Raw genomic sequence first — 24,318 nt, 5'->3', positions numbered from 1 at the left:
GCGCGACCGATGCGGGAACCGAGTGAATTCGGGCTCATTCGGTCCCCAAACACACACATCGCATCGCGGGTTTTCCCCATACATGGATCTCGATTCGGTCAACGGACCCCAAAATCCGGTCGCTTGGGAAAAGCTGCGCTGGTCCGGCACAGGACTTCGCGGACAACCCTCACCGACTAAGGGATGCGATGACCCACTTCCCCGACCGTGACCCCATACCCGGCCCGAGACGCCTGGCGCGCCTGACGCTGGCCGCCGGCGTGGTCGCCGCCCTCTGTGCGGCCGGCCCCGTGCCCATGGCGCTCGCCGCCGACGCGCCGCCCGCCCAGGCCGCCGACCCCGGCGCCAAGCCCGCGCCCCGCAAGCTCGGCGCCGACGACGCCGACCGGCTCGCGGAGGCCGAGGCGGACGGTGCCAAGAGCGTCACGATGATGATCGCCACCGCGCCGGGCGCCACCGAGCAGGTCGCCTCCCGGCTCGATGCCGCCGGAACCGTGGGCCGCACCTTCGACAAGGTCGGCTACGTCCGCGCCACCGTCCCGACCGCCAAGGCCGCGTCGGTCATCGCCGCCGCTGCCGAGCTGCCCTCGGTGCACGCGATCGACCTGCGCCAGGAGATCCCGCTGGACGACCCGGCGCCGGGTGCGGACTCCGCGAAGGACGCCAGGAACGCGCGCACGGCGGCGGCCTACCCGGCCCCCGGCAGCCAGACCCCGGCGAAGAACCCGTACAACCCGTCCTTCGAGACCGGTGCCGTCGACTTCGTCGAGGACCACCCGAAGGCGGACGGCCGCGGGGTCACCATCGGCATCCTGGACTCGGGGGTGGACCTGGGCCACCCGGCACTGCAGAAGACCACCACCGGTGAGCGCAAGATCGTGGACTGGGTCACCTCCACCGACCCGGTGAGCGACGGCGACGGCACCTGGCGGCGGATGACGGCGGCGGTCTCCGGCCCGTCCTTCTCCGTCGGCTCCGGCGCGAACGCGGAGACCTTCAAGGCCCCGGACGGCCCGTACAAGTTCAACTACCTGTACGAGTCCGCCACCACCGGCGGCGACATGAAGGGCGACCTCAACCGCGACGGTGACACCACCGACGCCTGGGGCGTGCTGTACGACCCGGCCACCGGCACGGTCCGCGTCGACACCGACGACGACCTGGACTTCACGAACAACCCGCCGATGAAGCCGTACAAGGACGGTTACCAGATCGGCTACTTCGGCACCGACGACCCGGAGACGGACGTCGTCGAGCGCATCCCGTTCGTGGTCGAGATCCGCAAGGACGTCGTCTACAACGCCTCGGGCGCCAAGGCCGACTACGTCAACATCGGCGTCATCGAGTCCGAGCACGGCACCCACGTCGCCGGCATCACCGCGGCCAACGGGCTGTTCGGCGGGAAGATGAACGGTGCCGCTCCCGGCGCCAAAATCGTCTCCTCGCGCGCCTGCACCTGGTCGGGCGGCTGCACCAACGTGGCCCTCACCGAGGGCATGATCGACCTGGTGACCAACCGGGGCGTGGACATCGTCAACATGTCCATCGGCGGCCTCCCGGCGCTGAACGACGGCAACAACGCACGCGCCGAGCTGTACACCCGGCTCATCGACACCTACGGCGTCCAGCTCGTCATCTCGGCCGGCAACTCCGGCCCCGGCGCCAACACCATCGGTGACCCGGGCCTCGCCGACAAGGTGATCTCGGTCGGTGCCGCCATCTCCAAGGAGACCTGGGCGTCGAACTACGGCTCCGCCGTCCGGACCGCGTACGCGCTGATGCCGTTCTCCTCGCGCGGCCCGCGTGAGGACGGCGGCTTCACGCCGACCATCACCGCGCCCGGCGCCGCGATCAACACCACCCAGACCTGGCTGCCCGGCTCCCCGGTCGCCGAGGCGGGCTACACCCTGCCCGCCGGTTACTCGATGCTCCAGGGCACCTCGATGGCCTCCCCGCAGGCGGCCGGCGCGAGCGCGCTGCTGATCAGCGCCGCCAAGCAGCGGAACATCGACCTCACCCCGGCCGTGCTGCGCACCGCGCTGACCTCGACCGCGCACCACATCAAGGGCGCGCAGGCGTACGAGGAGGGCTCCGGCCTGATCGACGTCGTGGACGCCTGGACCGCGATCCGGCTCGGCGCCTCGGCGCACGAGTACACCGTCAAGGCCCCGGTCGACACCGCGATCGACTACGCCCTGAAGACCCCCGGCTTCGGCACCGGCCTCTACGACCGCGAGGGCGGCCTGAAGTCCGGCCAGCGCAAGACGTACGACGTCACGGTCACCCGCACCACCGGCGCGGACCGCGCGGTCTGGCACCTGCTGAGCTTCACCAACGACCCGGAGCACACCTACCGCGTCGTCGGCAGCCCGCTGGTGAGGCTGCCGCTGAACCAGCCGGTCACCGTCAAGGTGGAGGCCGCGCCGAGGTCGGCCGGGCTCAAGAGCGCGATCCTGCGCGTCGACGACCCGCTGACCGTGGGCGTGGACAAGCAGATCCTCACCACCGTCGTGGTGGCGAGCCCGGTGGACTACACCCGCTCCTTCTCCTCATCGGTGCAGCGCAACAGCACCCGGTCCTACTTCCTGACCGTGCCCGAGGGCGCCAAGTCGCTGGAGGTGGCCATCGGCGGCCTGACGTCCGGCAGCCAGACCCGGTTCATCGCCATCCACCCCTACGGAACGCCGGTCGACAACACCAGCACCCCGTACTGCTACAACAACTACCTCGACGGCAACGGCTGCAAGCCCGACGTCCGCTCCTACGCCGACCCGCAGGCCGGTGTCTGGGAGGTCGAGGTCGAGGCGCGCCGCACCTCTCCCCTGCTGGACAACCCCTACAAGCTCGACGTCTCCGTGCTCGGCGCGGTCTTCGACCCGGAGACCGTGACCGTGCCCGAGGCCAAGGTGGGCGTCCCGGCCACCGCGTCCTGGAAGGTCACCAACAAGTACGCCGCGCTCGACGGCAAGCTGGTCGGCGGGCCGCTCGGCTCCGCGAAGGCCACCCGCCCGGCGATCAAGGAGGGCGAGACCGCGACCACCACGGTCGACGTCCCGGCCGGCGCCAAGTCGCTGGACGTGGCCATCGGCAAGGTCTCGGACCAGGCCGCCGACCTCGACCTCGCGGTGTACGACGCCGCGGGCAAGCTGGTCGCCCGGTCCGCCGACGGCGACTCCGAGGAGGCCGTCTCCATCGCCTCCCCCGCCGCCGGCACCTACACCGTCCAGGTCGCGGGCTACTCCGTCCCGTCCGGCTCGACCGACTACGACTACCGGGACGTGTTCTTCTCCGACACCCTCGGCGCGGTCACGGTCGACGGCTCGGCCCCGGTGAAGCTCGCCACGGGCGCCTCGGCCACGGTGAGCGGCCAGGTCACGGCCGCCGCCGAGGCCCCGGCGGGCCGCGAGTTCTTCGGCCGCGTCCAGCTCGTCAACGCGCGCGGCACGGTCGCGGGCACCGCGAGTGTGCAGATCGGGAAGGTCACGCCGTGACCGGCTGATCCCCTGACCTCGGGGGCGGGTGTCCTGGTGGGCGCCCGCCCCCTCGGCGTGTGCGGCGTGCGTCACACCCTCGTATGGCGGTGGGCCGGACGGGCAGGGACCGGACAGCACGGCTTGCGGCCGACGGGTCCGGGGGAGGGAACTTCTGCGGCCGCTCCCGGCGCGGGACCGCAGGTCCGCGGGCCGGCCGCGCGGACACGGGTGTCCCGCACATCGGGCACACCCGTACAAAGGATTGGACACGCGGCCCTGTGTGGGCCGCATGATGGAAAAGTGCCGGTCAAGGAAGTGACCCGGTACTGGGACAGACACAGGGAGTCGTCGTGAGGGTCGGAATCGTCGGAGCCACCGGTCAGGTCGGCACGGTCATGCGCAAGATCCTCAAGGAGCGGGACTTCCCGGTCACCGAGCTGCGTCTGTTCGCCTCCGCCCGCTCGGCCGGGACCGTGCTGGACGGTGTGACGGTGGAGGACGCGTCGGCCGCCGACTACTCCGGCCTCGACATCGTGCTCTTCTCGGCAGGCGGCGCCACCTCCAGGGCGCTCGCGGAGAAGGTCGCCGCCCAGGGCCCGGTCGTGATCGACAACTCCTCGGCCTGGCGCCGCGATCCCCAGGTGCCCCTGGTGGTCTCCGAGGTGAATCCGCACGCCGTCGCGGACCGCCCCAAGGGCATCATCGCCAACCCGAACTGCACCACGATGGCCGCCATGCCGGTGCTGCGCCCGCTGCACGAGGAGGCCGGCCTGGAGGCCCTGGTCGTCGCCACCTACCAGGCCGTCTCCGGCTCGGGTCTCGCGGGCGTGGCCGAGCTGCACGGGCAGGCGCAGAAGGTCGTCGCCGACGCCGACAAGCTGACCCACGACGGTGCAGCGGTGGACTTCCCCGCGCCGGGCGTCTACAAGCGCCCGATCGCCTTCAACGTGCTCCCGCTGGCCGGCTCCATCGTGGACGACGGCCTGCACGAGACCGACGAGGAGCAGAAGCTCCGCAACGAGTCCCGCAAGATCCTCGAGATCCCCGAGCTGAAGGTCTCCGGCACCTGTGTGCGCGTCCCGGTCTTCTCCGGGCACTCCCTCCAGGTCAACGCCCGCTTCGCCCGCCCGATCTCCGTCGAGCGCGCGACCGAGCTGCTGGGGCAGGCGCCGGGTGTGGCCCTGTCCGAGATCCCGACCCCGCTCCAGGCGGCCGGCCAGGACCCGTCGTACGTGGGCCGCATCCGCGCCGACGAGACGGTGGAGCACGGCCTCGCCCTGTTCATCTCCAACGACAACCTCCGCAAGGGTGCCGCGCTGAACGCGGTGCAGATCGCCGAGCTGGTGGCGGCGGAGCTGAAGAGCTGAGTCTGCTGAGGGGGTGCGCCGTTCCAGCGGCGCACCCCCTTTTTCACGGCCTGCGCACCTCGTACAGGAAGCAGCCGTACTCCACCGCCCTCACGTGCACCAGTGCCACATCGGGGTCGGTGAACGCCTCGGTCAGGGCGGTCTCGACGTCCTCGGGCGGGGTGACCAGGCGGCCGCCGAGGATGCGGCCGTCGGGCGAGTAGCGGCGCAGGACGCGGTGGGCGCCGGTGAAGGCGAGGTTGTCCTCGGGCGCGGGTCCGCCGCAGGGCTCGGCGTGGATGAACACCGGGCCCTGCTCGTCGTACGCCCCCGGTTCGGCAGCGGTCTCCGCCGCCCAGCGGCGCAGCGGCGCGTACGAGACCAGGGCGATGCGCTCACCGGGTTCGCTGCGGCGCAGGCAGCAGCGCAGCGGGGCGCCACCCTCCGGGTCGGTCACGGCGGTCATCGGGCGGCCGGCGTCGTCCGAGGCGCGTAGTTCCGCGAGGACCGGTTCCGTGATCGGGCGCGCGGTGTGCAGGGTCGTGGCGTGTGTCGTCATGTGTCCCAGGCTGGTCCCGCGACGGCCCGGTGACCGGCGGCATATGGACATCGCGTTCGCTAATCTCCCGTGGAAGGATGGCGCAACCCACACATAACGAGGAGATGACCGCGTGCCTGGCACAAACCTGACTCGGGAAGAGGCGCAGCAGCGAGCCGACCTGCTGAGCGTCGACTCGTACGAGATCGATCTCGACCTCTCCGGCGCGCAGGAGGGCGGCACCTTCCGGTCCGTCACCACGGTGCGCTTCGACGTGGCCGAGTCCGGCGCCGAGTCCTTCATCGACCTGGTGGCACCGGCCGTGCGCGAGGTGACGCTGAACGGGGACGCGCTCGACCCGGCGGAGGTCTTCAAGGAGTCCCGGATCGCGCTGCCCGGTCTGCTGGAGGGACGCAACGTCCTGCGGGTGGTGGCCGACTGCGCCTACACCAACAGCGGTGAGGGTCTGCACCGGTTCGTGGACCCGGTCGACGAGCAGGCTTACCTGTACACGCAGTTCGAGGTGCCGGACGCGCGGCGCGTGTTCGCCAACTTCGAGCAGCCGGACCTCAAGGCGACGTTCCGGTTCACGGTGACGGCGCCCGAGGGCTGGACGGTGATCTCCAACTCCCCCACCCCGGAGCCCAAGGACGACGTCTGGGCGTTCGCGCCGACCCCGCGCATCTCGACGTACATCACCGCGCTGATCGTGGGCCCGTACCACTCGGTGCACAGCGTGTACGAGAAGGACGGGCAGTCCGTGCCGCTCGGCATCTACTGCCGGCCCTCGCTCGCCGAACACCTGGACTCCGAGGCGATCTTCGAGGTCACCCGGCAGGGCTTCGACTGGTTCCAGGAGAAGTTCGACTACGCGTACCCGTTCGAGAAGTACGACCAGCTCTTCGTGCCGGAGTTCAACGCGGGCGCGATGGAGAACGCGGGCGCGGTGACCATCCGCGACCAGTACGTCTTCCGGTCCAAGGTGACCGACGCGGCGTACGAGGTGCGGGCGGAGACGATCCTGCACGAGCTGGCGCACATGTGGTTCGGCGACCTGGTCACCATGGAGTGGTGGAACGACCTGTGGCTGAACGAGTCGTTCGCCACCTTCACCTCCATCGCCTGCCAGGCGTCGGCGCCGGGCTCGCGCTGGCCGCACGCGTGGACGACGTTCGCCAACTCGATGAAGACGTGGGCGTACCGCCAGGACCAGCTCCCCTCCACGCACCCGATCATGGCCGAGATCCGGGACCTCGACGACGTCCTGGTCAACTTCGACGGCATCACGTACGCCAAGGGCGCGTCGGTGCTGAAGCAGCTCGTGGCGTACGTCGGCGAGGACGAGTTCTTCCGGGGCGTGCAGGCGTACTTCAAGCGGCACGCGTTCGGCAACACGCGTCTTTCGGACCTGCTGGGCGCGCTGGAGGAGACCTCCGGGCGTGACCTGAAGACCTGGTCGAGGGCATGGCTGGAGACGGCGGGGATCAACGTCCTGCGTCCCGAGCTGCAGACCGGCGCGGACGGCGCGATCACCTCCTTCGCGGTCCGCCAGGAGGCCCCGGCGCTCCCCGCCGGCGCCAAGGGCGAGCCGACACTGCGTCCGCACCGCATCGCGATCGGCCTGTACGACCTGGACGACGCGGGCAAGCTGGTCCGGGTCAAGCGGGTCGAGCTGGACGTGGACGGCGAGCTGACGGCCGTGCCGGAGCTGACCGGTGTCCGCCGTCCGGCCGTGGTCCTGCTCAACGACGACGACCTGTCGTACGCGAAGGTCCGCCTGGACGAGGAGTCCCTCGCGGTCGTCACCGAGCACCTCGGTGACTTCGCGGAGTCGCTGCCGCGTGCGCTGAGCTGGGCGTCGGCCTGGGACATGACGCGGGACGGCGAGCTGGCCACCCGTGACTACCTCTCGCTGGTGCTGTCCGGCATCGGCAAGGAGTCCGACATCGGTGTCGTGCAGTCCCTGCACCGGCAGGCCAAGCTGGCGATCGACCTGTACGCCGACCCGGCCGCCCGCGAGACCCTGCTGGCCCGCTGGACCGAGGCCACGCTGGCGCACCTGCGTACCGCCGGGCCGGGCAGCGACCACCAGCTCGCCTGGGCGCGCGCCTTCGCGGCGACCGCCCGTACGCCGGAGCAGCTCGACCTGCTGGAGGCGCTGCTGGACGGTTCGAAGACCGTCGACGGCCTCGCCGTCGACACCGAGCTGCGCTGGGCGTTCGTGGAGCGCCTCGCCGCGGTGGGCCGCTTCGACGAGGCGGAGATCGCCGCCGAGTACGAGCGCGACCGCACCGCCGCCGGCGAGCGCCACGCGGCCACCGCCCGCGCGGCCCGCCCCACCGCCGAGGCGAAGGCGGAGGCGTGGGCGTCGGTCGTCGAGTCCGACAAGCTGCCGAACGCCGTGCAGGAAGCGGTGATCATAGGCTTCGTCCAGACCGACCAGCGCGAACTCCTCGCCCCCTACACCGACCGCTACTTCGACTCCGTGAAGACGGCCTGGGACTCCCGCTCCCACGAGATGGCCCAGCAGATCGCGGTCGGCCTGTACCCGTCGGTCCAGGTCACTGAGGAGACTCTCGGCAAGACGGACGCCTGGCTGGCCTCCGTCGACCCCACCCCGGCCCTCCGCCGCCTGGTCTCCGAGTCCCGCGCGGGCGTGGAGCGGGCACTGAAGGCCCAGCGGGCGGACGCGGCTTCGGCGTAGCCGGCCAGCTGTTGAGAGGGGGCGCCCGGCATTGTGCCGGGCGCCCCTTTCGCCGTCAGGTCCGCCGCTCCTCCGCCCCGGCCGGGTGGGCGCCCGGCGGATCGGTCTTGAAGACCGCCCAGACTGATTTACCAGGGTTGTGGGGCGTCACGTCGAAGTCGTCGGCCAGGGCTCGTACGAGAAGGAGTCCCCGGCCGCCGCATTCATCGAGTTCGCCTGCTTTGACCATCGGTACTCCCCCGCCACTGTCACGCACCTCGATGCGGATCGACGCACCGTCGCCAGTGAGTGAGAGCAGGAATTCGCGCCCCGGTGGCACGCCGTGCAGCACTGCGTTCGTGGCCAACTCCGAGACACAGAGCCGGATCAGGGGCGGCACCCCAGCCCTCCTGGCCGAACTTGGTTTCCCGCCGCGCACCAGTGTCGACCGGGTGTCCGCGAGGGTGCCGACGCAGGAGCAGTACCGCGCGCTGAGGCTGCCCAGCGACCTTCCCGTGCTCCGCACGCTACGGGTGGTGTTCAGCGACGAGGAGCGGCCCGTCGAAGCGACCGTCATGGTCAAGGCGGGCCATCTCTACGAGCTTCAGTACGAGTTCTCGGCGGAGTGAGGCGGGCCCGCATGGGCGAGCAGGGCCCGTTCCAGCGCCGCTGGGGACGGGGACTTCGCCGCCCAGGCGATGTAGCCGTCCGGGCGGATCAGGAGGGTTCGGGGGCCGGACCACCGCGAGGTGGTGAGGTGGGGGCGGCCGGGGTCCTCGTGCGGGCCCTGGGTCAGCAGGACGAAGTCGCCCGGGCGCAGGGCCTCGTAGAGGCGGGTGTTGCCCGGCAGGGGGATGTCCGGGGCTCGTCTGCCGGTCAGGGGGCCGGGGCCGTAGGAGTAGCCGAGGCCCGTCACCTGCAGGAGGGCCTTGCGGCGCAGGGCGGGGGCGTGGGTGGCCAGGGTCGTCAGGGCGGACCGCAGGGCTCTCGTCCAGGGGCGGTGGGCCATGGCCAGGCGGATCAGGGCGCCGCTGCTGCGCAGGACCGTGCGGCCCACCGGGTGGCGTTCGGTGTCGTAGGTGTCCAGGAGGGACGGGTCGGCGCGGCCGTTCAGTACCGCGGCCAGTTTCCAGCTCAGGTTCGCCGCGTCCTGGAGGCCCGTGTTCATGCCCTGGCCGCCCGCCGGTGAGTGGACGTGGGCGGCGTCGCCGGCGAGGAGGACGCGCCCGGCGCGGTACGTGGGTGCCTGGCGTTCGTCGCTGTGGAAGCGGGACAGCCAGCGCGGGTCGCGCATGCCGTAGTCGCGGCCGAGGGCGGCGCGGACGATGTCCTGGACCTCGGCGAGGCCGAGCGGGGCGTCGTCGGGGACGTCGTGCGAGCGGTGCCAGCCGACGACCCGGTGGTAGCCGTCGCCGAAGGGGATCAGCAGGGCGAAGGCGTCCCCCGTCGTGCCCGCGGTGAGCAGGTCCGGCGGGTCCTCGAAGAGCCGTACGTCCGCGAGGACCACGGAGCGGATGACCGGCCTTCCGGGGAAGGGAAGGCCCACCGCCTCCCGCACCGCGCTGCGCATCCCGTCCGCCCCGACCACGTACGAGGCCCGCAGCGGCTCCCTGCCCCGGGCGAGGACCGTCACCCCGGACGCGTCCTGGGTCAGCGCGGTCACCTCGGCCTCGTGGACGAACTCGGCGCCCGCTTCCCGCGCCCGCCGCTCCAGCACCCGCTCGACCTCGTACTGCGGGACGACCAGGACGTGCGGGAAGCGGGTGGGGAGGTCGGAGAGGTCGAGGGTGAGACCGTCGAGGAGGCCGAGCCGGGTCATCGGGTGGCCCAGGGACTCGAGTTCGTCGGCGAGGCCCCGCATGTCGAGCTGTTCCAGCGTGCGGGCGTGCAGCGCGAAGGCGCGGGTGAGGTTGCTGATGCCGGGCGGACGCTTCTCCAGCACGGTGACCGGGACACCGGCCTGCGCCAGGTCACCGGCGAGGAGCAGTCCGGTCGGGCCGCAGCCCACTACGACGACGCCGTTGGTGCCTGCCATCCGCGGCTCCTCGGGGGAACGGGGAAACAGATACGCCGGGGGCGCCGTCCGGTCCCGCGCGAGGCGGGAGGACGGCGCCCCCGGCGGTACGGACCCTCGGGGTCCGTCAGCTCCTGGTGGAGGACGAGGCCGACCGCGACTTGTCCAGCACCATCACCAGACCGGCGATGACGACGAACAGGCCCACCGGGATCAGCACGTAGAGGCCGACGGTCTCCCAGGCGGAGAGACCGGGGCCGGGGTCGTCACCGTCGTCGCGGCTGAGCGCGAGCGCGGGGGACGACATGAGCAGCATCATCAGCGTCGTGCCGGCCGCCAGGGCTCCGGCGCGCAGGGCGTTCTTCTTGTCCACGCTCCCCAAGTTAGCGAACCGCCGTACCGGCCGCGCGTCCGGGGTGCCGTACACGCGGCCACGACGGCCCCTCAGGGCCCGCTGTGCCCCAGCCCCGCCCGGACCACGGACAGCAGCGCCCCCAGTCTCGGGGACGCCGTCAGCTCCTCCAGCGGCACCGGCCGCCCCTGGGGGTCGGACACCGGCAGGCGCCAGTTCGGGTACTGGTCCCAGGTCCCGGGCACGTTCTGCGGGCGCCGGTCCCCGATTCCGTCCGGAAGCCAGATGCCGACCAGCCGGGCCGGGGTGCGCAGCAGGAACCGGTGGAAGCCCTGGATCTCGGCCTCCTCGTCGCTGCCGGGCGGCCCGGCGGCCGGGGCGTCCAGCAGCCCGAGACTGCCCAGCAGGGCCAGCCACTCGGCGGTGTCCGCGACCGCGTCCGCCCGCTCGTCGGCGCCGGACTTGACGAGCAGGCCGAGCTTCTCGCGCAGGTCGACGTGCTCGCCGGTGAGGCGGGCCGCCGTGGGCGGCAGGTCGTGGGTGGTCGCGGTGGCCAGGCAGTCCTCGCGCCAGCTCTCCGGGGGCAGCGGGCGGCCGTCGCCGGTCCAGTCCCGCTCGAACCACAGCACGGAGGTGCCCAGCACCCCGCGCCGCTGGAGCGTCTCCCGCACGCCGGGCTCGACCGTGCCCAGGTCCTCCCCGATCACCAGCGCGCCCGCGCGGGACGCCTCCAGCGCGAGCAGGGCGAGCATCGCCTCGGCGTCGTAGCGCACGTAGGTGCCGTCGGTGGGCGGGCTGCCCTCGGGAACCCACCAGAGCCGGAACAGGCCCATCACGTGGTCGATGCGCAGCGCGCCCGCGTACCGGAACAGAGCGCGCAGCAGCAGCCGGTACGGGAGGTGGCCCGACTCCGCGAGCCGGTCGGGGCGCCACGGCGGCAGGCCCCAGTCCTGGCCGCGCGCGTTGAAGGCGTCCGGCGGGGCGCCGACCGACATCCCGGCGGCGAAGTGGTCCTGCTGCGACCAGGCGTCGGCGCCGACCGGGTGCACACCGACCGCGAGGTCGTGCACGATCCCGATCGGCATCCCGGCCTCCTCGGCGGCCCGCTGGGCGGCCCGGAGCTGCCCGTCGGTGAGCCAGGCGAGCCGGGTGTGGAACTCGACCCGGTCGGCCAGGCGGGCGCGGGCGTGCGCGGTCTCCGCCGAGCGGGGGTCGCGCAGCGGCCCGGGCCAGGTCCGCCAGTCCGGGCCGTGCTCCTCGGCGAGGGCGTACCAGGTGGCGTGGTCCTGAAGCGCCTGGCCCTCCTCCGCGCGGAAGGCGTCGTACGCGGCCTGCCGGCCGGGGCCGAGCGGTACCCGTACGACCTGCTCCAGCGCCTGGCGCTTCAGCTCCCACACCGCGTCACGGTCGATGAGGGCGCCCTTGTCGAGCACGTCGGCGCGCAGCCGCTCGGCCCGCTCGCGCAGCCGGGGGTTCAGCTCGGCGTAGGAGTACTCCGGGACGTCCTCGACGCGCAGGTGGACCGGGTCGGGGAAGCGGCGGGAGGAGGGGCGGTACGGAGAGGGGTCGGTGGGGGCGCCGGGTACGGCAGCGTGCAACGGGTTGACCTGCACGAATCCGGCGCCGTGGGTCCGTCCGGCCCAGGCGGCCAGCTCGGCGAGGTCCCCGAGGTCGCCCATGCCCCAGGAGCGGTGGGAGAGCACGGAGTAGAGCTGGGCGAGCAGGCCGTAGGAGCGGCCCGTGGGTGCGGGGAGGCGCTCGGGGGCGACGATGAGGTGGGCGTGGCCGGTGCGTCCGTCGGGGGCGGTGACGGTGACGTGGTGGACGCCCGTGGGGAGGTCGTCGACAGAGGTGTGCCGCTCTCCCTGCTCGGTGTCGATCTCCAGCAGGGAGCCGGGCGGCAGGACGTCGAAGGGGTCCGGGAGGGCGGGGGTGCCGGCGCCCGCGACGGGCTGGCCGGTCCAGCGGACCACGGTGGGCGGCAGCAGCCGCTCCCGCAGCTCGCGCTCCCGCTCCGCGAGCGCGGCACGGACGGCACCCGGGGTGCTCGCGTCGACGTCCAGGGCGGCCAGGGCGGCGGTCACGGCGGGGGCGGGCACCGCGACGATGATCTCCGGGGAGGGGCTGTAGGAGGTGGCTACGCCGTGCAGCTCCGCGAGCGCGCGCAGCTCGTCGTCGTCCAGCGCCGCGGCCATCTACTCGGCCGGGCCGAAGCGGACCGGGACGGGGTCGGCGTCACCGGTGAGCGGGACGACGTCGGCGAGCGGGGGCTCGCTGGTCAGCGGCTCTGCGCCGGGCAGCGGCGGCTCACTGGTGAGCGGCGCCTCCACGCAGGCGCTCTCCGCGCTGAACGCGCGGTCGGCGGTCTCCGCCTCGGGTTTCCACTGGGCGGGCAGGAACAGGTGAACCGCTGCGGCCACGGGAGCCTCCTTGGTCACGGGGGGCGGGTGCGTTTTGCCGGATTACCCAGCCATACCCAGCCAGGCGGATGCCACGCCCACGCGCGGGAGTGATCCACCGCTCGGGGGCGGCGCGATAGAGGGGGTGTGAGACTGTTCCGCCCCATGGGGGGCCACCGGGAGAAGGACGACGGTGCCCTGCTGCGGGCCGTCGCGGCAGGCGACCAGGCGGCGCTCGCCGACCTGTACGACCGGCACGCGGGGTGGCTGCACGCCCGGATCGCCCGGCGCTGTGCAGACCCGGAGATGGTCCGGGAGGTGCTCCAGGACACCTTCGTCACGGTGTGGCGTTCGGCTTCCGGCCACCGGGGCGCGGAGGCGGGCGGCTGGCTGTGGACCATCGCCGCCCGGCGCCTGGTCGACGCCCGCCGCGCCCAGGAGCGCACCGCGCGGATCGCGCCGGAGGCGGAGGCGGCGGCCGTGCCGTCCGCCGAGGACCGGGTGCTGGCCGGGCTGGAGTACGGCGATGTCGGCACCGCCCTGGACCGGATCTCCCCCGAGCTGCGCGAGGTGCTGCGCGCGACGGTGGTCGACGGCCTGACCACCCGCGAGACGGCCCGGCTGCTCGGTATACCCGAGGGCACCGTCAAGTCCCGCGCCCGGCGCGCCCGTACCGAACTGCGGGCCGCGCTGGCCCGGTTGAACCCGTCCCCGCTGGGAGGCCCGGCATGAGCAGGCAGTGGCACACGAGTGAGGCCCAGGCCGCCCGGTACGCCGACGGGTCCTTGCCGGAGGCGGACGCGTGGTCCCTGGAGAAGCACCTGGAGAGCTGTACGAGTTGCGCGTCCCGTGTCTCGGGCGTGGTGCGGGGGACGGCGGCGGGCGCGGTGCTCCTGGACGTACGGACGGCAGTGCTGGCCGCGGCGGGGCGGGAGGTGGCGCCGGTTCCCGCACAGGGGTCGGGAACCGGCGCCTTCGCACGCCGGACCCGTCTCCTGTGGGCCGTTGGGCCCGCCGTACGCGGGGCGTGGCTGGTCGCCCTCCTGGTGGTGGCCGGGGGCGCGATGCTGCTCGGCCTCACCGGAGGGGCGCCGGGGGCGCGGATGCTGCTGCTGGCGATCGCCCCGGTGATGCCCGTGGCCGGGGTCGCGCTGTCCTACGGTCCGCACGCCGACCCGCTGCACGAGGTGGCCGCGTCCACACCGGGCGGCGGATTCCGGCTGGCCCTGACCCGGACGGCGGCCGTGCTCGCGGTGAGCCTGCCGGTGCTGACCCTCGCCGGCGCGCTGCTGCCCGCCTCCGGCGCCCCGGCCGCCGCCGCGTGGCTGCTGCCGGGGCTGGCGCTGACGCTGGCCACCCTGGCGCTGGGCCCGCTCGCCGGATTCCGTACCGCGTCCGCCGTGACGGCGGGCGGCTGGCTGTGCGCGGTGCTCGCGCCGTCGCCACAGGAGATCGGCGCCCGGCTGGCCCGGTGCCTCGACGGCGCCCCGGCCCAGTCGGCGTGGGCGGCGGCGGTCGCCCTGAGCGCCCTTGTGCTGGCGGCCCGCCGCACCGCGTACGACCGCACCTACTGAGTTCCGAGGAGATCCCTTGTCCATCCGCGTCACCGGGCTGCGTGTCCGGCATCGCAGAACCGTCGCCCTCGACTCCCTCGACCTGGAGCTGGGCACCGGCGTCCACGGCCTGCTCGGGCCGAACGGCGCAGGGAAGACCTCGCTGATCCGGGTGCTCGCCACCGTCGCCCGCCCCTCGGCCGGCCGCGTTGAACTGCTCGGCCAGGACAGCGCCGGCCAGCGTGAACGCTCCGAGATACGGCGACGACTCGGCTATCTGCCACAGGAGTTCGGCCATTACCCGGCCTTCACCGTACGGGAGTTCGTGGCCTACGTGGCCTGGCTGAAGGAGGTCCCGGCCGAGCGGGTCCCGGCTGCCGTGGAGCGCGCGGTGCGGCGGGTCGGCCTCGCGGACCGGGCCGACGCGAAGATCCGGACGCTGTCCGGCGGCATGGTCCGCCGGGTCGGCATCGCCCAGGCCGTCGTCAACGATCCGAGCGTGCTGCTGCTGGACGAGCCCACCGCCGGTCTCGACCCCGAGCAGCGGGTGGAGTTCCGCGAACTGCTCCGCGAACTCGGGACCTCCGCCACGGTGGTGGTCTCCACCCACCTGGTGGAGGACGTGGCCACCGCCTGCACGGAGGTCGCCCTGCTGGACGGCGGCCGGATCGCGTACCAGGGCACCCCCGCCTCCCTGACCCGGCTCGGGGAGACCTCGGACGGCCCCGGCGATCATCCGATCGAGCGCGGCTACACGGCAGCACTGCGGGCCCACCGGGCGCGGGGCGCCTCGGACGTGCGGGAGACGGTGCGATGACCACGGTCACCACGCGGGCGGCCTCCGTGCCGAGGGCACTGCCGCCGCACCCCCTGCGCGCCGAGGTGGTCCGGGGCTTTCCTCCGCTCGCCGGGGCCGCTGTGCTGCTGATGCTCGGGGTGCTGCTGACCGCCTCCTCCCGCACTTGGCAGGGCGGCTGGGCGGAGACCGCCGCGCTGACGCACGACGCCCTGCTGATCGCCCTGCCGCTGACCGCCGCGGCCGGCTGCTGGCAGGGCGGCCGCGAACGGCGGCGGCACACGGAGGAGCTGTGGGGCACGGCTGTCCGCGCGCCGCTCCACCGGCTGCTGGCCTCCGCCCTGCCGGTCGCGCTCTGGGTGGCCGTCGGTCACCTGGTCGCCGTCGCCCTGGCCGCGCTCGCCACCTGGCCGTACTCCGTGGGCGATCATCCGCACCTCACCCGGGTACCGGGGGACACCGCCGCACTGATGGCCGCGGCGCTGCTGGGGCATCTGGTCGGCCGGGTCGTGCCCACTCAGCTCGCGGCTCCGGTGCTCGGGGTCGTCGGTTACGCGGGGCTCGGGATGGCGGCGCGCCAGAACGCCCTGGACGCGCTCGACCCCGCCGCCTTCGCCGTGGCCGGCACGCACCCTGTGTGGTGGCAGCCGCTCGCCATGGCCGCGTGGACGCTCGGCCTGGCCCTCGCCCTCACCCTGGCGTACGCGGCCCGGCGGCGGGCGACCGCCCTGCTGCCGCTGGCCGCCGCGCTGACCGCGGGCGCGCTGCTCGTGCAGGGCGGGAGCGGCATGTGGCGGAGCGATCCCCTGGCCGACCGCCAGGTGTGCGACAACTCCACCACGCCGGCGATCTGCGTGAACGCCCGGTACGCGGGTCTCCTCCCCGAGGTCACCAGCGCGCTGTCCCGGGCCACCGGCAGGCTGAGCGGCGTGCGGAACCTCCCGGTGCGCTGGGCGGACCGGCAAGGCACCCCGCGCGCCGGTGAGGTGCAGTTGCCGACACTCGCGCCGTTCGGCTGGTACGTCGTACGGGGGCGGCTGATGCAACCGCAGCAATATGCGTGGGAGGCGGTCGCGGCACTGTCCGGGCACGGCGACTGCGTCGACCGGTCCGAGGGCGCCATGCTCGCGGACGACGCCGTGCAGGCGTACCTGGCGCCCAGCCCGTTCCAGAGCCACTTCGACGCCCGCCAGGCCGAGGGTGACGCACCCACCCGCGCACAGCTGCGGAGGAGCCTCGCGGCGCGGGCGAAGCTGGCCGGGATGGACGAGCAGCGGCGCCGGGCCTGGCTGTCCGCGTACTTCGCGGTCCGCGCCCACTGCGGCACCGAGGGGATGCCGTCCCTGTGAGCGCCCACGGTCTCCTGCTCTACGCCCGCTCCCGCGCCCTCCCCGTGTCCCTGGCGGCCCTCGCCGCGACCACCGGTTTCGCCGTCTGGGCGGCCGGGGCCCTGGACGCCTACCTCGATCCGGACCGCCGGGTGCCGGTCGTCGCCCTGGCGCCCCTGCTGGCCGCCGCCGTGATCGGGGCGAGCCTGCACACGGCCTCGGACGAACTGGACCGCACGGCCGTACGCCCCTGGTGGCGGCGCCGCCTGACGCACGTGGTCGCGCTCACCGCACTCGCCTCGGCCATGCTGTCGCCGGCCGTGGCCGGGCACGCGGACACGTTCGGGCCACCGGCGATGCTCCGCAACACGCTGGGCTGCGTCGGGGTCACGGCCCTCGCCGCCGTCGTCCTCGGGGCCCGGCTGAGCTGGCTGCCCGCCTTCGGGTACGTGTCCGCCGTCTACCTGGCCTCCTCCGGCGCGCACGGACGTGCGGCCACGGTGTGGGCCTGGCCGGTGCAGCCAGGGCCGCAGCCGGGTGCCTGGGCCGCCGCGCTGGCCGCCTTCGCGCTGGGCGCCGTGCTGTACGCCGTCCGGGGGGCGCGTCCGGGCGGCTGACCCCGAGGATGCTCCGGGGGCTCAGGCCGAGATGCCGTCGATCCGGGCGAGCGCCGCCTCCGCGCCGTACGGCTGGAGATAGGGGAGCCAGCGGGGGTCGCGGTGGCCGGTGCCGATGATGCGCCAGGCGAGGCCGCTGGGCGGGGCCGGCTGGTGGCGCAGGCGCCAGCCGAGTTCGACCAGGTGGCGGTCGGCCTTGACGTGGTTGCAGCGGCGGCAGGAGGCCACCACGTTGTCCCAGACGTGCTTGCCCCCGCGTGAGCGCGGGATGACGTGGTCGACGCTGGTCGCGACGCCACCGCAGTACGCGCACCGGCCCCCGTCCCGCGCGAACAGCGCGCGCCGGGTGAGTGGAACGGGCCCCCGGTAGGGGACCCGCACGAAACGCTTGAGCCGGACCACGCTGGGTGCGGGGACTGTGACGGACGCGCTGTGCAGATAGGCGCCGGATTCCTCGAGGGAGACGGCCTTGTTCTCCAGGACGAGGACGAGCGCGCGGCGGAGCGGTACGACGCCGAGGGGCTCGTACGACGCGTTGAGGACCAGGACATGCGGCACAGGGGCCTCCTTGGGCGTCGGCGGCGCGTGGCTCGCGCCGGGACGATCTGGTTCAGTCTCCCCTCATGGCTGCTCCGAGCGCCACCATGTGCCGGTAACGGGCCCGAAGTGTTTTCGACCACATGAGCGGTGTCGTACGGTCCGCACGGCCTGTTCAGGCGCGGGCGGGGCAGGGGGCCTCCGGAGAAGCGGCGGAAGGGCGCGCGATGCCCCGTTAGTGTGGTGGTCCCGTCCGCCCGGTGACCTTCCCGTGACCTTGGCCGCCCCCGCCGGCGCGGACCGCAGCACCATGGAGGTACCGCCGTGTCCCTGCCCGTCGCCCTGCTGGCCGCCGGAGTCTCGCCGTCTCCCTCGCCATCGGGCTCGGACCCGGCCGTGTCCTCGCTCCAGGACGCGCAGGAGAACGCGGCGAACGCGGCGAGCTGGGTCGAGCAGAACTGGTCGACCTGGCTGGCGATGGGGTTGCAGATCCTGCTGATCGTGGTCGTCGCCGTGGCGCTGCGCGCGGTCGTGCGCCGGGCCATCACCAAGCTGATCGAGCGGATGAACCGCACCGTGCAGTCGGTGGACCAGTCCCCGCTGGGCGGGCTGCTGGTCAACAACGAGCGGCGCCGTCAGCGCTCGGCCGCCATCGGCTCCGTACTGCGCTCGGTGGCGTCCTTCACCATCCTCGGCACGGCCGCCCTGATGGTGCTCTCCACCTTCCGGATCGACCTGGCCCCCCTGCTCGCCTCCGCCGGCGTGGCCGGTGTGGCGATCGGTTTCGGTGCCCGGAACCTGGTCACCGACTTCCTGTCCGGAGTCTTCATGATCATCGAGGACCAGTACGGCGTCGGCGACACCATCGACGCCGGGGTGGCGACCGGCGAGGTGGTCGAGGTCGGCCTGCGCGTGACCAAGCTGCGCGGCGACAACGGCGAGATCTGGTACGTCCGCAACGGCGAGGTCAAGCGCATCGGCAACCTCTCCCAGGGCTGGGCCACGGCGGGCGTGGACGTCACCGTGCGCGCCGGCGAGGACCTGGACAAGGTGAAGTCCGTGCTGGACGAGGTCGCCGAGAAGATGGGCAAGGAGGAGCCGTGGAACGAGCTGCTGTGGAGCCCCATCGAGGTGCTGGGCCTGGACAGCGTGCTGATCGACTCCATGGTCATCCGGGTCTCCGCCAAGACCATGCCGGGCAAGTCGGTGGCGGTCGAACGCGAGCTGCGCTGGCGGATCAAGCGGGCCTTCGACGAGGCGAGCATCCCGATCATCGGCGGCGCCACGGCCGTGGTCCCGGAGGGCGAGACCCCGGACCCGTCGGCGAGCGTCGCCGCGCCCTCCGCGTTCAGCAACGCCACCTCCCCGCAGTCGCTGGCGAGCGACCCGCTCACCGCCCCGGTCACCACGCAGAAGCCCCCGGCCAAGTGACGTCGACGGACTCCGCCGCCTGCCCCCAGGGTCCTTCGCTCGGATCAGGCCGGACCCCGCGAGCCCTGCCGGATCCGGACGGGAGGACGTAGGCTCCTGCTGGCCGAGGAGCCTGCTGGAGGCGAGGGAGTCACCCGTGAGACTGACCGTGGTCGGCGGAGGTTCGACCTACACCCCGGAACTCGTCGACGGCTTCGCCCGGCTGCGGGACACACTGCCGGTGACCGAGCTGGTGCTGGTGGACCCGGCGGCGGACCGGCTGGAGCTGGTGGGCGGCCTGGCCCGCCGTATCTTCGCCCGGCAGGGGCATCCCGGGCGGGTGGTCACCACCTCGGACCTGGACGCCGGGGTGGCGGGCGCGGACGCCGTGCTGCTCCAGCTCCGGGTGGGCGGGCAGGCGGCGCGGGAACGGGACGAGACCTGGCCGCTGGAGTGCGGGTGCCTGGGCCAGGAGACGACCGGCGCGGGCGGCCTCGCCAAGGCGCTGCGGACGGTCCCGGTGGTGCTGGACATCGCGGAGCGCATCCGGCGGACCAGCCCCGACGCATGGATCATCGACTTCACCAACCCGGTCGGCATCGTGACCCGCGCCCTGCTCCAGGAGGGGCACCGCGCGGTGGGCCTGTGCAACGTGGCGATCGGCCTCCAGCGGAAGTTCGCCGCGCTGCTCGGCACGGAACCGGGCGGGGTCCACCTCGACCACGTCGGCCTCAACCACCTCACCTGGGAGACCGCCGTGCGTCTCGGCGGACCCGACGGCGAGGACGTCCTCCCCCGCCTGCTCGCCGAGCACGGCGACGCCGTCGCCGCCGACCTGCGGCTGCCGCCCCCCCTGCTGGAGCGGCTGGGCGCGATCCCGTCGTACTACCTGCGGTACTACTACCTGCACGACGAGGTGGTGGGCGAGCAGCGGGTGAAGCCCTCGCGGGCGGCCGAGGTCGCGGCGCTGGAGCGGGAGCTGCTGGCGATGTACGGCGACCCGGCGCTGGACGAGAAGCCCGCGCTGCTGGCCCGGCGCGGCGGCGCCTTCTACTCGGAGGCGGCCGTGGACGTGGCGGCGGCGCTGCTGGGCGGCGGGGGCAGCCCGTACCAGGTGGTGAACACGGTCAACGGGGGCACGCTGCCGTTCCTCCCCGACGACGCGGTGATCGAGGTGCCCGCCGCGGTCGGCCCGGCCGGGGCAAAACCGCTTCCGGTGCCGGGCGTCGACCCGTTGTTCGCGGGGCTGATGGCGAACGTGACGGCGTACGAGGAGCTCGCGCTGGACGCGGCCCTGCGCGGCGGCCGGGACCGGGTCTTCCGGGCGCTGCTCGCCCACCCGCTGGTGGGCCAGTACGCCTATGCCGACCGGCTCACCGATCTCCTGCTCGCGCACAACCGGGAGCACCTGGCGTGGGCCTGACCGGGACCGTCCTCGCCGTCGACGCGGGCAACAGCAAGACCGACGTGGCCGTGCTCGACGCGGCCGGCGCGGTGCTGGCCACGGCACGCGGCGGCGGTTTCCGGCCCCCGGCGGTGGGCGTGGACCGGGCGTTTGAGGCGCTCGCCGAGCCGGTGGAGCGTGCGCTGGCCGAAGCGGGGGTGCCGTACGTCTCGCACGTCTCGGCCTGCCTGGCCAACGCCGATCTCCCGGTGGAGGAGCAGGAGTTGGCCGCGGAGGTCACCGCGCGCGGGTGGGGTGCGTCGGTGGAGGTGCGCAACGACACCTTCGCCGTGCTGCGCGCCGGGGTGGCCGAGCCGCGGGGCGTGGCCGTGGTGTGCGGGGCCGGCATCAACTGCGTCGGCATGCGCCCCGACGGGCGTACGGCACGCTTCCCCGCGCTCGGCCGGCTCTCGGGCGACTGGGGCGGTGGCTGGGGCCTGGCCGAGGAGGCCCTCTGGCACGCGGCCCGCGCCGAGGACGGCCGGGGCGATCCGACCGAGCTGTCCCGCACCCTCCCGGCGCACTTCGGTCTCCCCACGACGGCGGCCCTGATCGAGTCCCTCCACCTGGGGCACCTCGCCGCCGCCCGCCGTCACGAGCTGACGCCGGTCCTCTTCGCCACGGCGGCCGACGGCGACCCCGTGGCCCGCTCGCTGGTCGACCGCCTCGCCGAGGAGGTGACCCTGCTGGCCACGATCGCCCTGACCCGCCTGGACCTCCTCGCCGAGCCCACCCCGGTCCTGCTCGGCGGCGGCGTCCTGGCGGCGGGCCACCCCCGGCTGGACGAGGGCATCCGCACCCGCCTGGCTGCCCGGGCCCCGCTCGCGACGCCCCGGTTGGTCACCGCTCCCCCGGTCCTCGGCGCGGCCCTGCTCGGCCTGGACCACCTGGACGCGACACCCGGGGCCCTCGAGCGCGCCCGTGGGCACTGGGAGGCGTCTACGGGCATGGCGTCCCGCTGACCGACCGCTCCAGCCGGCCGGCGAGGCTGCGCGCGGCCCACGTGCGGCTGTCGGTGTCGTGGTCCCGGACGAAGTCGTCCGGCCGGTCGATGCGGGCGAGAAGGGCGAAGGGGCCACCGTCGCCGGTCCCGCCGAAGAACACCGGCGGACCGGACGGCGCCGCGTGGGAGGCGGGCGGCGCGGTGTCGGGCGGTGCCGTGGTCGGTTCGGGCCACCTGGCGGGGTCATTTCCGCAAGTACCGCCAGGTGTGGAACCGTTGGGGAATGGTACGGCGTGTTCCTGGACGGACGGGGTGGAGCGCCGCTCCGCGCCCCGATCCGATCAAGATGCGGTGAAGGCTGGTGCGAAGGGGAGCGCAGGCGGCGATACTGGCGGCCAACGGATGACCACGGGGGAGGTCAGGTGACACAACCGCCGCGAGGCAGAGCCGCGTTCGCACCGCAGGCCGGCCCGGCCATCCCCGCCCAGCGCGGCCCGTCCGGCCTGCCTCCCGTGCGGCGCACGGCCTTCGTCGAGGGGGCCGAGCGGCTGCGGGACGCCGCGACCACCGAGCCGGGGCGGCTGCGGGTCATCGGGGCCGTACTCGCCCTGCTGGTCGTCGCGTTCGGCGCTGTCACCGCCTGGCAGAGCGGAGAGCGGGCCAGTGCCGCCGACGACGTGCTGACCCGGAGCCAGCCGCTCAGTTCGGGCGCGGCCGCGATCTACCGCTCGCTGGCCGACGCCAACACCGCCGCCTCCACCGGCTTCCTGGCGGGCCCGCGGGAGAGCGCGGCGAACCGGGAGCGGTACGAGGACGACATCCGCACGGCCGCCTCCGGCCTGGTCCGCGCCGCCGCGGAAACCGAGCCCGGCTCCCCCTCCGAGGCCACGGTCCGCAAGCTGAACCGGCTGCTGCCCGAGTACAAGGGGCTGGTCGAGCGGGCCCGCGTCTACAACCGCCAGGGTTATCCGGTCGGCGGGGCCTACCTGCGGTACGCCAACGAGAAGATGCAGGCGGACATGCTCCCGGCCGCGCGGGACCTGTACACCAAGGAGAACCAGCGGCTGGACGCCGACTACGCCGACGCCACCCCCTACCCGTGGGCGGCGCTCGGGCTGGGTCTGCTCGCGCTGGCCGCGCTGGGGCTCGCCCAGTACCGGGACTTCCGCCGCACCAACCGCGTCCTGAACCACGGCCTGGTCGCCGCCTCGGCCGCGACCGTCGTGGTGCTGCTCTGGCTGGTCGTCGGCCACACCGTGGCCCGCTCCGAACTGCTCGGCTCCTACACCGACGGCGTCCGCTCGCTGAACGTCCTGAACAACGCCCGGATCGCCGCCCTGAACGCGCGCGGCAACGAGAACCTGAGCCTGGTTGCGCGCGGAGCGGAGACCGTCGAGGTGAACGGCCGCAAGCAGGACAGGTACTACTCCGCCTTCGACGAGGAGATCGGCACGCTGGACGCCCGGCTCGCCGAGGCCCGGCGAAACGCCGACGACGCCGCGGGCGGCGATCCGGTCGACACGGCCCTCGACGACACGCAGCGCTGGAAGGACCGGCACGACACCGCCCAGCGCGAGGACGAGAAGGGCAACTACGCGCGTGCGCTGGACCTGGTGATCGGCGTCGACGACACCACCGGTGCCGCCTTCGACGGCGTGGACCGGAGCCTGACCCGCGCCCTCGGCCACGAGCAGTCGGAGTTCGACCGGGACGCGGCCGACGGCCGGGACGCCATGACCGGGCTGCCCGTGGGCGCGGCCGTGCTCGGCGTGCTGGGCGCGGCGGGCGCGCTGTACGGAATCGGCCGCAGGCTTTCGGAGTACCGGTGACAGGGGGCCAGGCGATGGAAGCGGCGCGGATGCGCACCCGGCTGCGCGGCTGGGGCGGGGTCGGCGTGATGGCGGTGCTGTGCGCGCTGGCGCTGGCCTTCGTGACGCTGCTGCCCCGTACCCAGGGGCATCGGGCGGCCGGCCCGGAGACGGCGGCCCGGAGCCTGGTCACGGGCAGCCCGGCACGCGCGGACGACTGCACGGAGTCCGAGGCGCAGAACCGCACCCCTCCCCCGTCGGGCGCGGACGGTTCGACCATCGACGCCATCAAGGCCCGCAAGGGCGACGAGCGCAAGCTGATCGTCGGCATCGACCAGAACAGCTACCGCTGGGGCTACCGCAACCCCAACACCGAGGGCGCGGCGCTGGAGGGCTTCGACATCGACCTGGTGCGCCGTATCGCCGAGGACATCCTCGGCAGCCCGGACGACGTGCAGTTCAAGGCGATCCCGACCAGCCAGCGCATCCACGCCGTCCAGGACGGCACCGTCGACATGGTGGTCCGCACGATGACCATCACCTGCGACCGGCTCGGCGAAGTGGCTTTCTCCGCGCCCTACTTCAAGACCGGTCAGCAGCTCCTCGTCCCCGACACCTCCCCCATCAAGGGCTACGACCGGACGCTGGCCGGCAAGAAGGTGTGCACGGCGGCCGGTTCGACCGCCTACGGCAGGCTGAAGGCGGACCGGGAGCGAAAGAAGCTGCCCGCCACCACGGACTTCTCCGCGACCGTGCCCAACCAGCTCGACTGCCTGGTCAGGCTCCAGCTCGGTGAGGCGGACGCGGTGGTCACGGACGGCGCGCTGGCCGCCAGCCAGGCCGCGCAGGACCCCACGGTGAAGGTGCTGGGCAAGCCGTTCACCACGGAGTACTACGGCGTGGCGATGAAGAAGAGCGCCGTCGACCTCGTACGCCGCGTCAACCGCGTGCTGGTGGACTACCGGGCCGACGGCTGGCAGGCGTCGTACGACAAGTGGCTTTCGGCCACACTGGGCGAGGACGCGCGGTCCTCCAGACCGCCCGCCCCGAAGTACCTGCGCGAGAGCTGAAGCAAGC

21 protein-coding genes and 1 pseudogene are annotated in these 24,318 nt (G+C 73.5%); 14 read left to right on the top strand and 8 right to left on the bottom strand.

Going from position 1 to position 24,318, the window contains the following annotated elements; all coding sequences use genetic code 11:
• Positions 1 to 188: 188 nt before the first annotated feature.
• Both ACWCV3_RS02935 and ACWCV3_RS02930 read left to right on the top strand, forming a co-directional pair.
• Complete coding sequence (locus ACWCV3_RS02935; RefSeq protein ID WP_451217439.1) at positions 189 to 3,491, top strand: S8 family serine peptidase; 3,303 nt, start codon at positions 189 to 191, stop codon at positions 3,489 to 3,491.
• Positions 3,492 to 3,823: 332 nt separating this feature from the next.
• Positions 3,824 to 4,840, top strand: a complete 1,017-nt coding sequence (locus ACWCV3_RS02930; RefSeq protein ID WP_451217436.1) for an aspartate-semialdehyde dehydrogenase — start codon at positions 3,824 to 3,826, stop codon at positions 4,838 to 4,840.
• Positions 4,841 to 4,883: 43 nt separating this feature from the next.
• Here the strand turns inward: ACWCV3_RS02930 and ACWCV3_RS02925 are convergent, their stop codons facing one another.
• The gene (locus ACWCV3_RS02925; protein WP_451217433.1) at positions 4,884 to 5,378 is read right to left on the bottom strand and encodes a DUF1203 domain-containing protein; all 495 of its coding nucleotides are present in this window, start codon (positions 5,376 to 5,378) and stop codon (positions 4,884 to 4,886) included.
• 112 nt (positions 5,379 to 5,490) lie between these two features.
• Here ACWCV3_RS02925 and pepN point away from each other — a divergent pair, with 112 nt between their 5' ends.
• Positions 5,491 to 8,061 carry an aminopeptidase N gene (pepN, locus tag ACWCV3_RS02920; protein ID WP_451217430.1) on the top strand — a complete coding sequence of 857 codons (2,571 nt, stop codon included), beginning with the start codon at positions 5,491 to 5,493 and terminating at the stop codon, positions 8,059 to 8,061.
• Between the two features lie 55 nt (positions 8,062 to 8,116).
• Here pepN and ACWCV3_RS02915 read toward each other — a convergent pair whose 3' ends face one another.
• The gene (locus ACWCV3_RS02915; RefSeq protein ID WP_451217562.1) at positions 8,117 to 8,380 is read right to left on the bottom strand and encodes an ATP-binding protein; all 264 of its coding nucleotides are present in this window, start codon (positions 8,378 to 8,380) and stop codon (positions 8,117 to 8,119) included.
• 43 nt (positions 8,381 to 8,423) lie between these two features.
• Here ACWCV3_RS02915 and ACWCV3_RS02910 point away from each other — a divergent pair.
• A pseudogene (locus ACWCV3_RS02910) lies at positions 8,424 to 8,669 on the top strand (UTRA domain-containing protein); the annotation flags it as partial.
• On the opposite strand, the gene ACWCV3_RS02905 reads toward ACWCV3_RS02910, so the two are convergent.
• From ACWCV3_RS02905 to ACWCV3_RS02890, 4 genes are all read right to left on the bottom strand, one after another.
• Positions 8,645 to 10,075, bottom strand: coding sequence for an FAD-dependent monooxygenase (locus tag ACWCV3_RS02905; RefSeq protein ID WP_451217427.1), 1,431 nt, complete (start codon positions 10,073 to 10,075; stop codon positions 8,645 to 8,647). The pseudogene ACWCV3_RS02910 and the gene ACWCV3_RS02905 sit on opposite strands and share 25 nt — an antisense overlap.
• Positions 10,076 to 10,181: 106 nt before the next feature.
• Positions 10,182 to 10,427, bottom strand: coding sequence for a hypothetical protein (locus ACWCV3_RS02900; RefSeq protein WP_451217424.1), 246 nt, complete (start codon positions 10,425 to 10,427; stop codon positions 10,182 to 10,184).
• A gap of 71 nt (positions 10,428 to 10,498) precedes the next feature.
• Positions 10,499 to 12,601, bottom strand: coding sequence for a 4-alpha-glucanotransferase (gene malQ / locus ACWCV3_RS02895; RefSeq protein WP_451217421.1), 2,103 nt, complete (start codon positions 12,599 to 12,601; stop codon positions 10,499 to 10,501).
• Complete coding sequence (locus ACWCV3_RS02890; RefSeq protein WP_451217418.1) at positions 12,602 to 12,826, bottom strand: hypothetical protein; 225 nt, start codon at positions 12,824 to 12,826, stop codon at positions 12,602 to 12,604.
• Between the two features lie 144 nt (positions 12,827 to 12,970).
• On the opposite strand from ACWCV3_RS02890, the gene ACWCV3_RS02885 reads away from it, so the two are divergent.
• The 5 genes from ACWCV3_RS02885 to ACWCV3_RS02865 are packed head-to-tail and all read left to right on the top strand — an operon-like array spanning position 12,971 to position 17,099.
• Positions 12,971 to 13,537: an RNA polymerase sigma factor gene (locus tag ACWCV3_RS02885; protein ID WP_451217560.1), complete on the top strand. Its 567-nt coding sequence runs from the start codon at positions 12,971 to 12,973 to the stop codon at positions 13,535 to 13,537.
• Positions 13,534 to 14,379 carry a zf-HC2 domain-containing protein gene (locus ACWCV3_RS02880; protein ID WP_451217415.1) on the top strand — a complete coding sequence of 282 codons (846 nt, stop codon included), beginning with the start codon at positions 13,534 to 13,536 and terminating at the stop codon, positions 14,377 to 14,379. The genes ACWCV3_RS02885 and ACWCV3_RS02880 overlap by 4 nt, the downstream gene beginning before the upstream one ends.
• 16 nt (positions 14,380 to 14,395) lie before the next feature.
• Positions 14,396 to 15,175, top strand: coding sequence for an ABC transporter ATP-binding protein (locus ACWCV3_RS02875; RefSeq protein ID WP_451217412.1), 780 nt, complete (start codon positions 14,396 to 14,398; stop codon positions 15,173 to 15,175).
• Positions 15,172 to 16,503 carry a hypothetical protein gene (locus ACWCV3_RS02870; RefSeq protein WP_451217409.1) on the top strand — a complete coding sequence of 444 codons (1,332 nt, stop codon included), beginning with the start codon at positions 15,172 to 15,174 and terminating at the stop codon, positions 16,501 to 16,503. Before ACWCV3_RS02875 ends, ACWCV3_RS02870 begins: the two co-directional genes overlap by 4 nt.
• Complete coding sequence (locus ACWCV3_RS02865) at positions 16,500 to 17,099, top strand: hypothetical protein (protein ID WP_451217406.1); 600 nt, start codon at positions 16,500 to 16,502, stop codon at positions 17,097 to 17,099. Before ACWCV3_RS02870 ends, ACWCV3_RS02865 begins: the two co-directional genes overlap by 4 nt.
• A 21-nt stretch (positions 17,100 to 17,120) precedes the next feature.
• On the opposite strand, the gene ACWCV3_RS02860 is transcribed toward ACWCV3_RS02865, so the two are convergent.
• Positions 17,121 to 17,657, bottom strand: coding sequence for an HNH endonuclease (locus tag ACWCV3_RS02860; RefSeq protein WP_451217403.1), 537 nt, complete (start codon positions 17,655 to 17,657; stop codon positions 17,121 to 17,123).
• Positions 17,658 to 17,960: 303 nt separating this feature from the next.
• Here ACWCV3_RS02860 and ACWCV3_RS02855 point away from each other — a divergent pair, with 303 nt between their 5' ends.
• The 3 genes from ACWCV3_RS02855 to ACWCV3_RS02845 all read left to right on the top strand — a co-directional run bounded on the left by ACWCV3_RS02855 (position 17,961) and on the right by ACWCV3_RS02845 (position 21,452).
• Positions 17,961 to 19,067 carry a mechanosensitive ion channel family protein gene (locus ACWCV3_RS02855; RefSeq protein WP_451217400.1) on the top strand — a complete coding sequence of 369 codons (1,107 nt, stop codon included), beginning with the start codon at positions 17,961 to 17,963 and terminating at the stop codon, positions 19,065 to 19,067.
• 136 nt (positions 19,068 to 19,203) lie between these two features.
• Positions 19,204 to 20,469 (top strand): 6-phospho-beta-glucosidase, encoded by a 1,266-nt coding sequence (locus ACWCV3_RS02850; protein WP_451217397.1) that lies wholly within the window; start codon positions 19,204 to 19,206, stop codon positions 20,467 to 20,469.
• Positions 20,460 to 21,452 carry an N-acetylglucosamine kinase gene (locus ACWCV3_RS02845; RefSeq protein WP_451217394.1) on the top strand — a complete coding sequence of 331 codons (993 nt, stop codon included), beginning with the start codon at positions 20,460 to 20,462 and terminating at the stop codon, positions 21,450 to 21,452. Before ACWCV3_RS02850 ends, ACWCV3_RS02845 begins: the two co-directional genes overlap by 10 nt.
• On the opposite strand, the gene ACWCV3_RS02840 is transcribed toward ACWCV3_RS02845, so the two are convergent.
• Entirely contained in the window at positions 21,430 to 21,594 is a 165-nt protein-coding gene (locus ACWCV3_RS02840) for a hypothetical protein (RefSeq protein WP_451217392.1), read from the bottom strand. The two genes, ACWCV3_RS02845 and ACWCV3_RS02840, sit on opposite strands and share 23 nt — an antisense overlap.
• Before the next feature lie 261 nt (positions 21,595 to 21,855).
• On the opposite strand from ACWCV3_RS02840, the gene ACWCV3_RS02835 reads away from it, so the two are divergent.
• Complete coding sequence (locus ACWCV3_RS02835; protein ID WP_451217389.1) at positions 21,856 to 23,262, top strand: hypothetical protein; 1,407 nt, start codon at positions 21,856 to 21,858, stop codon at positions 23,260 to 23,262.
• A gap of 14 nt (positions 23,263 to 23,276) precedes the next feature.
• A complete protein-coding gene (locus ACWCV3_RS02830) occupies positions 23,277 to 24,311 on the top strand; it encodes a glutamate ABC transporter substrate-binding protein (protein ID WP_451217557.1) in 1,035 nt (344 codons plus the stop codon).
• Positions 24,312 to 24,318: the final 7 nt, after the last annotated feature.

The sequence above is a fragment of the Streptomyces sp. NPDC001781 genome (genome assembly GCF_053596035.1).
Note: the sequence above shows the minus strand (reverse complement) of the source record. Positions and strands in the feature narration are given on the sequence as shown.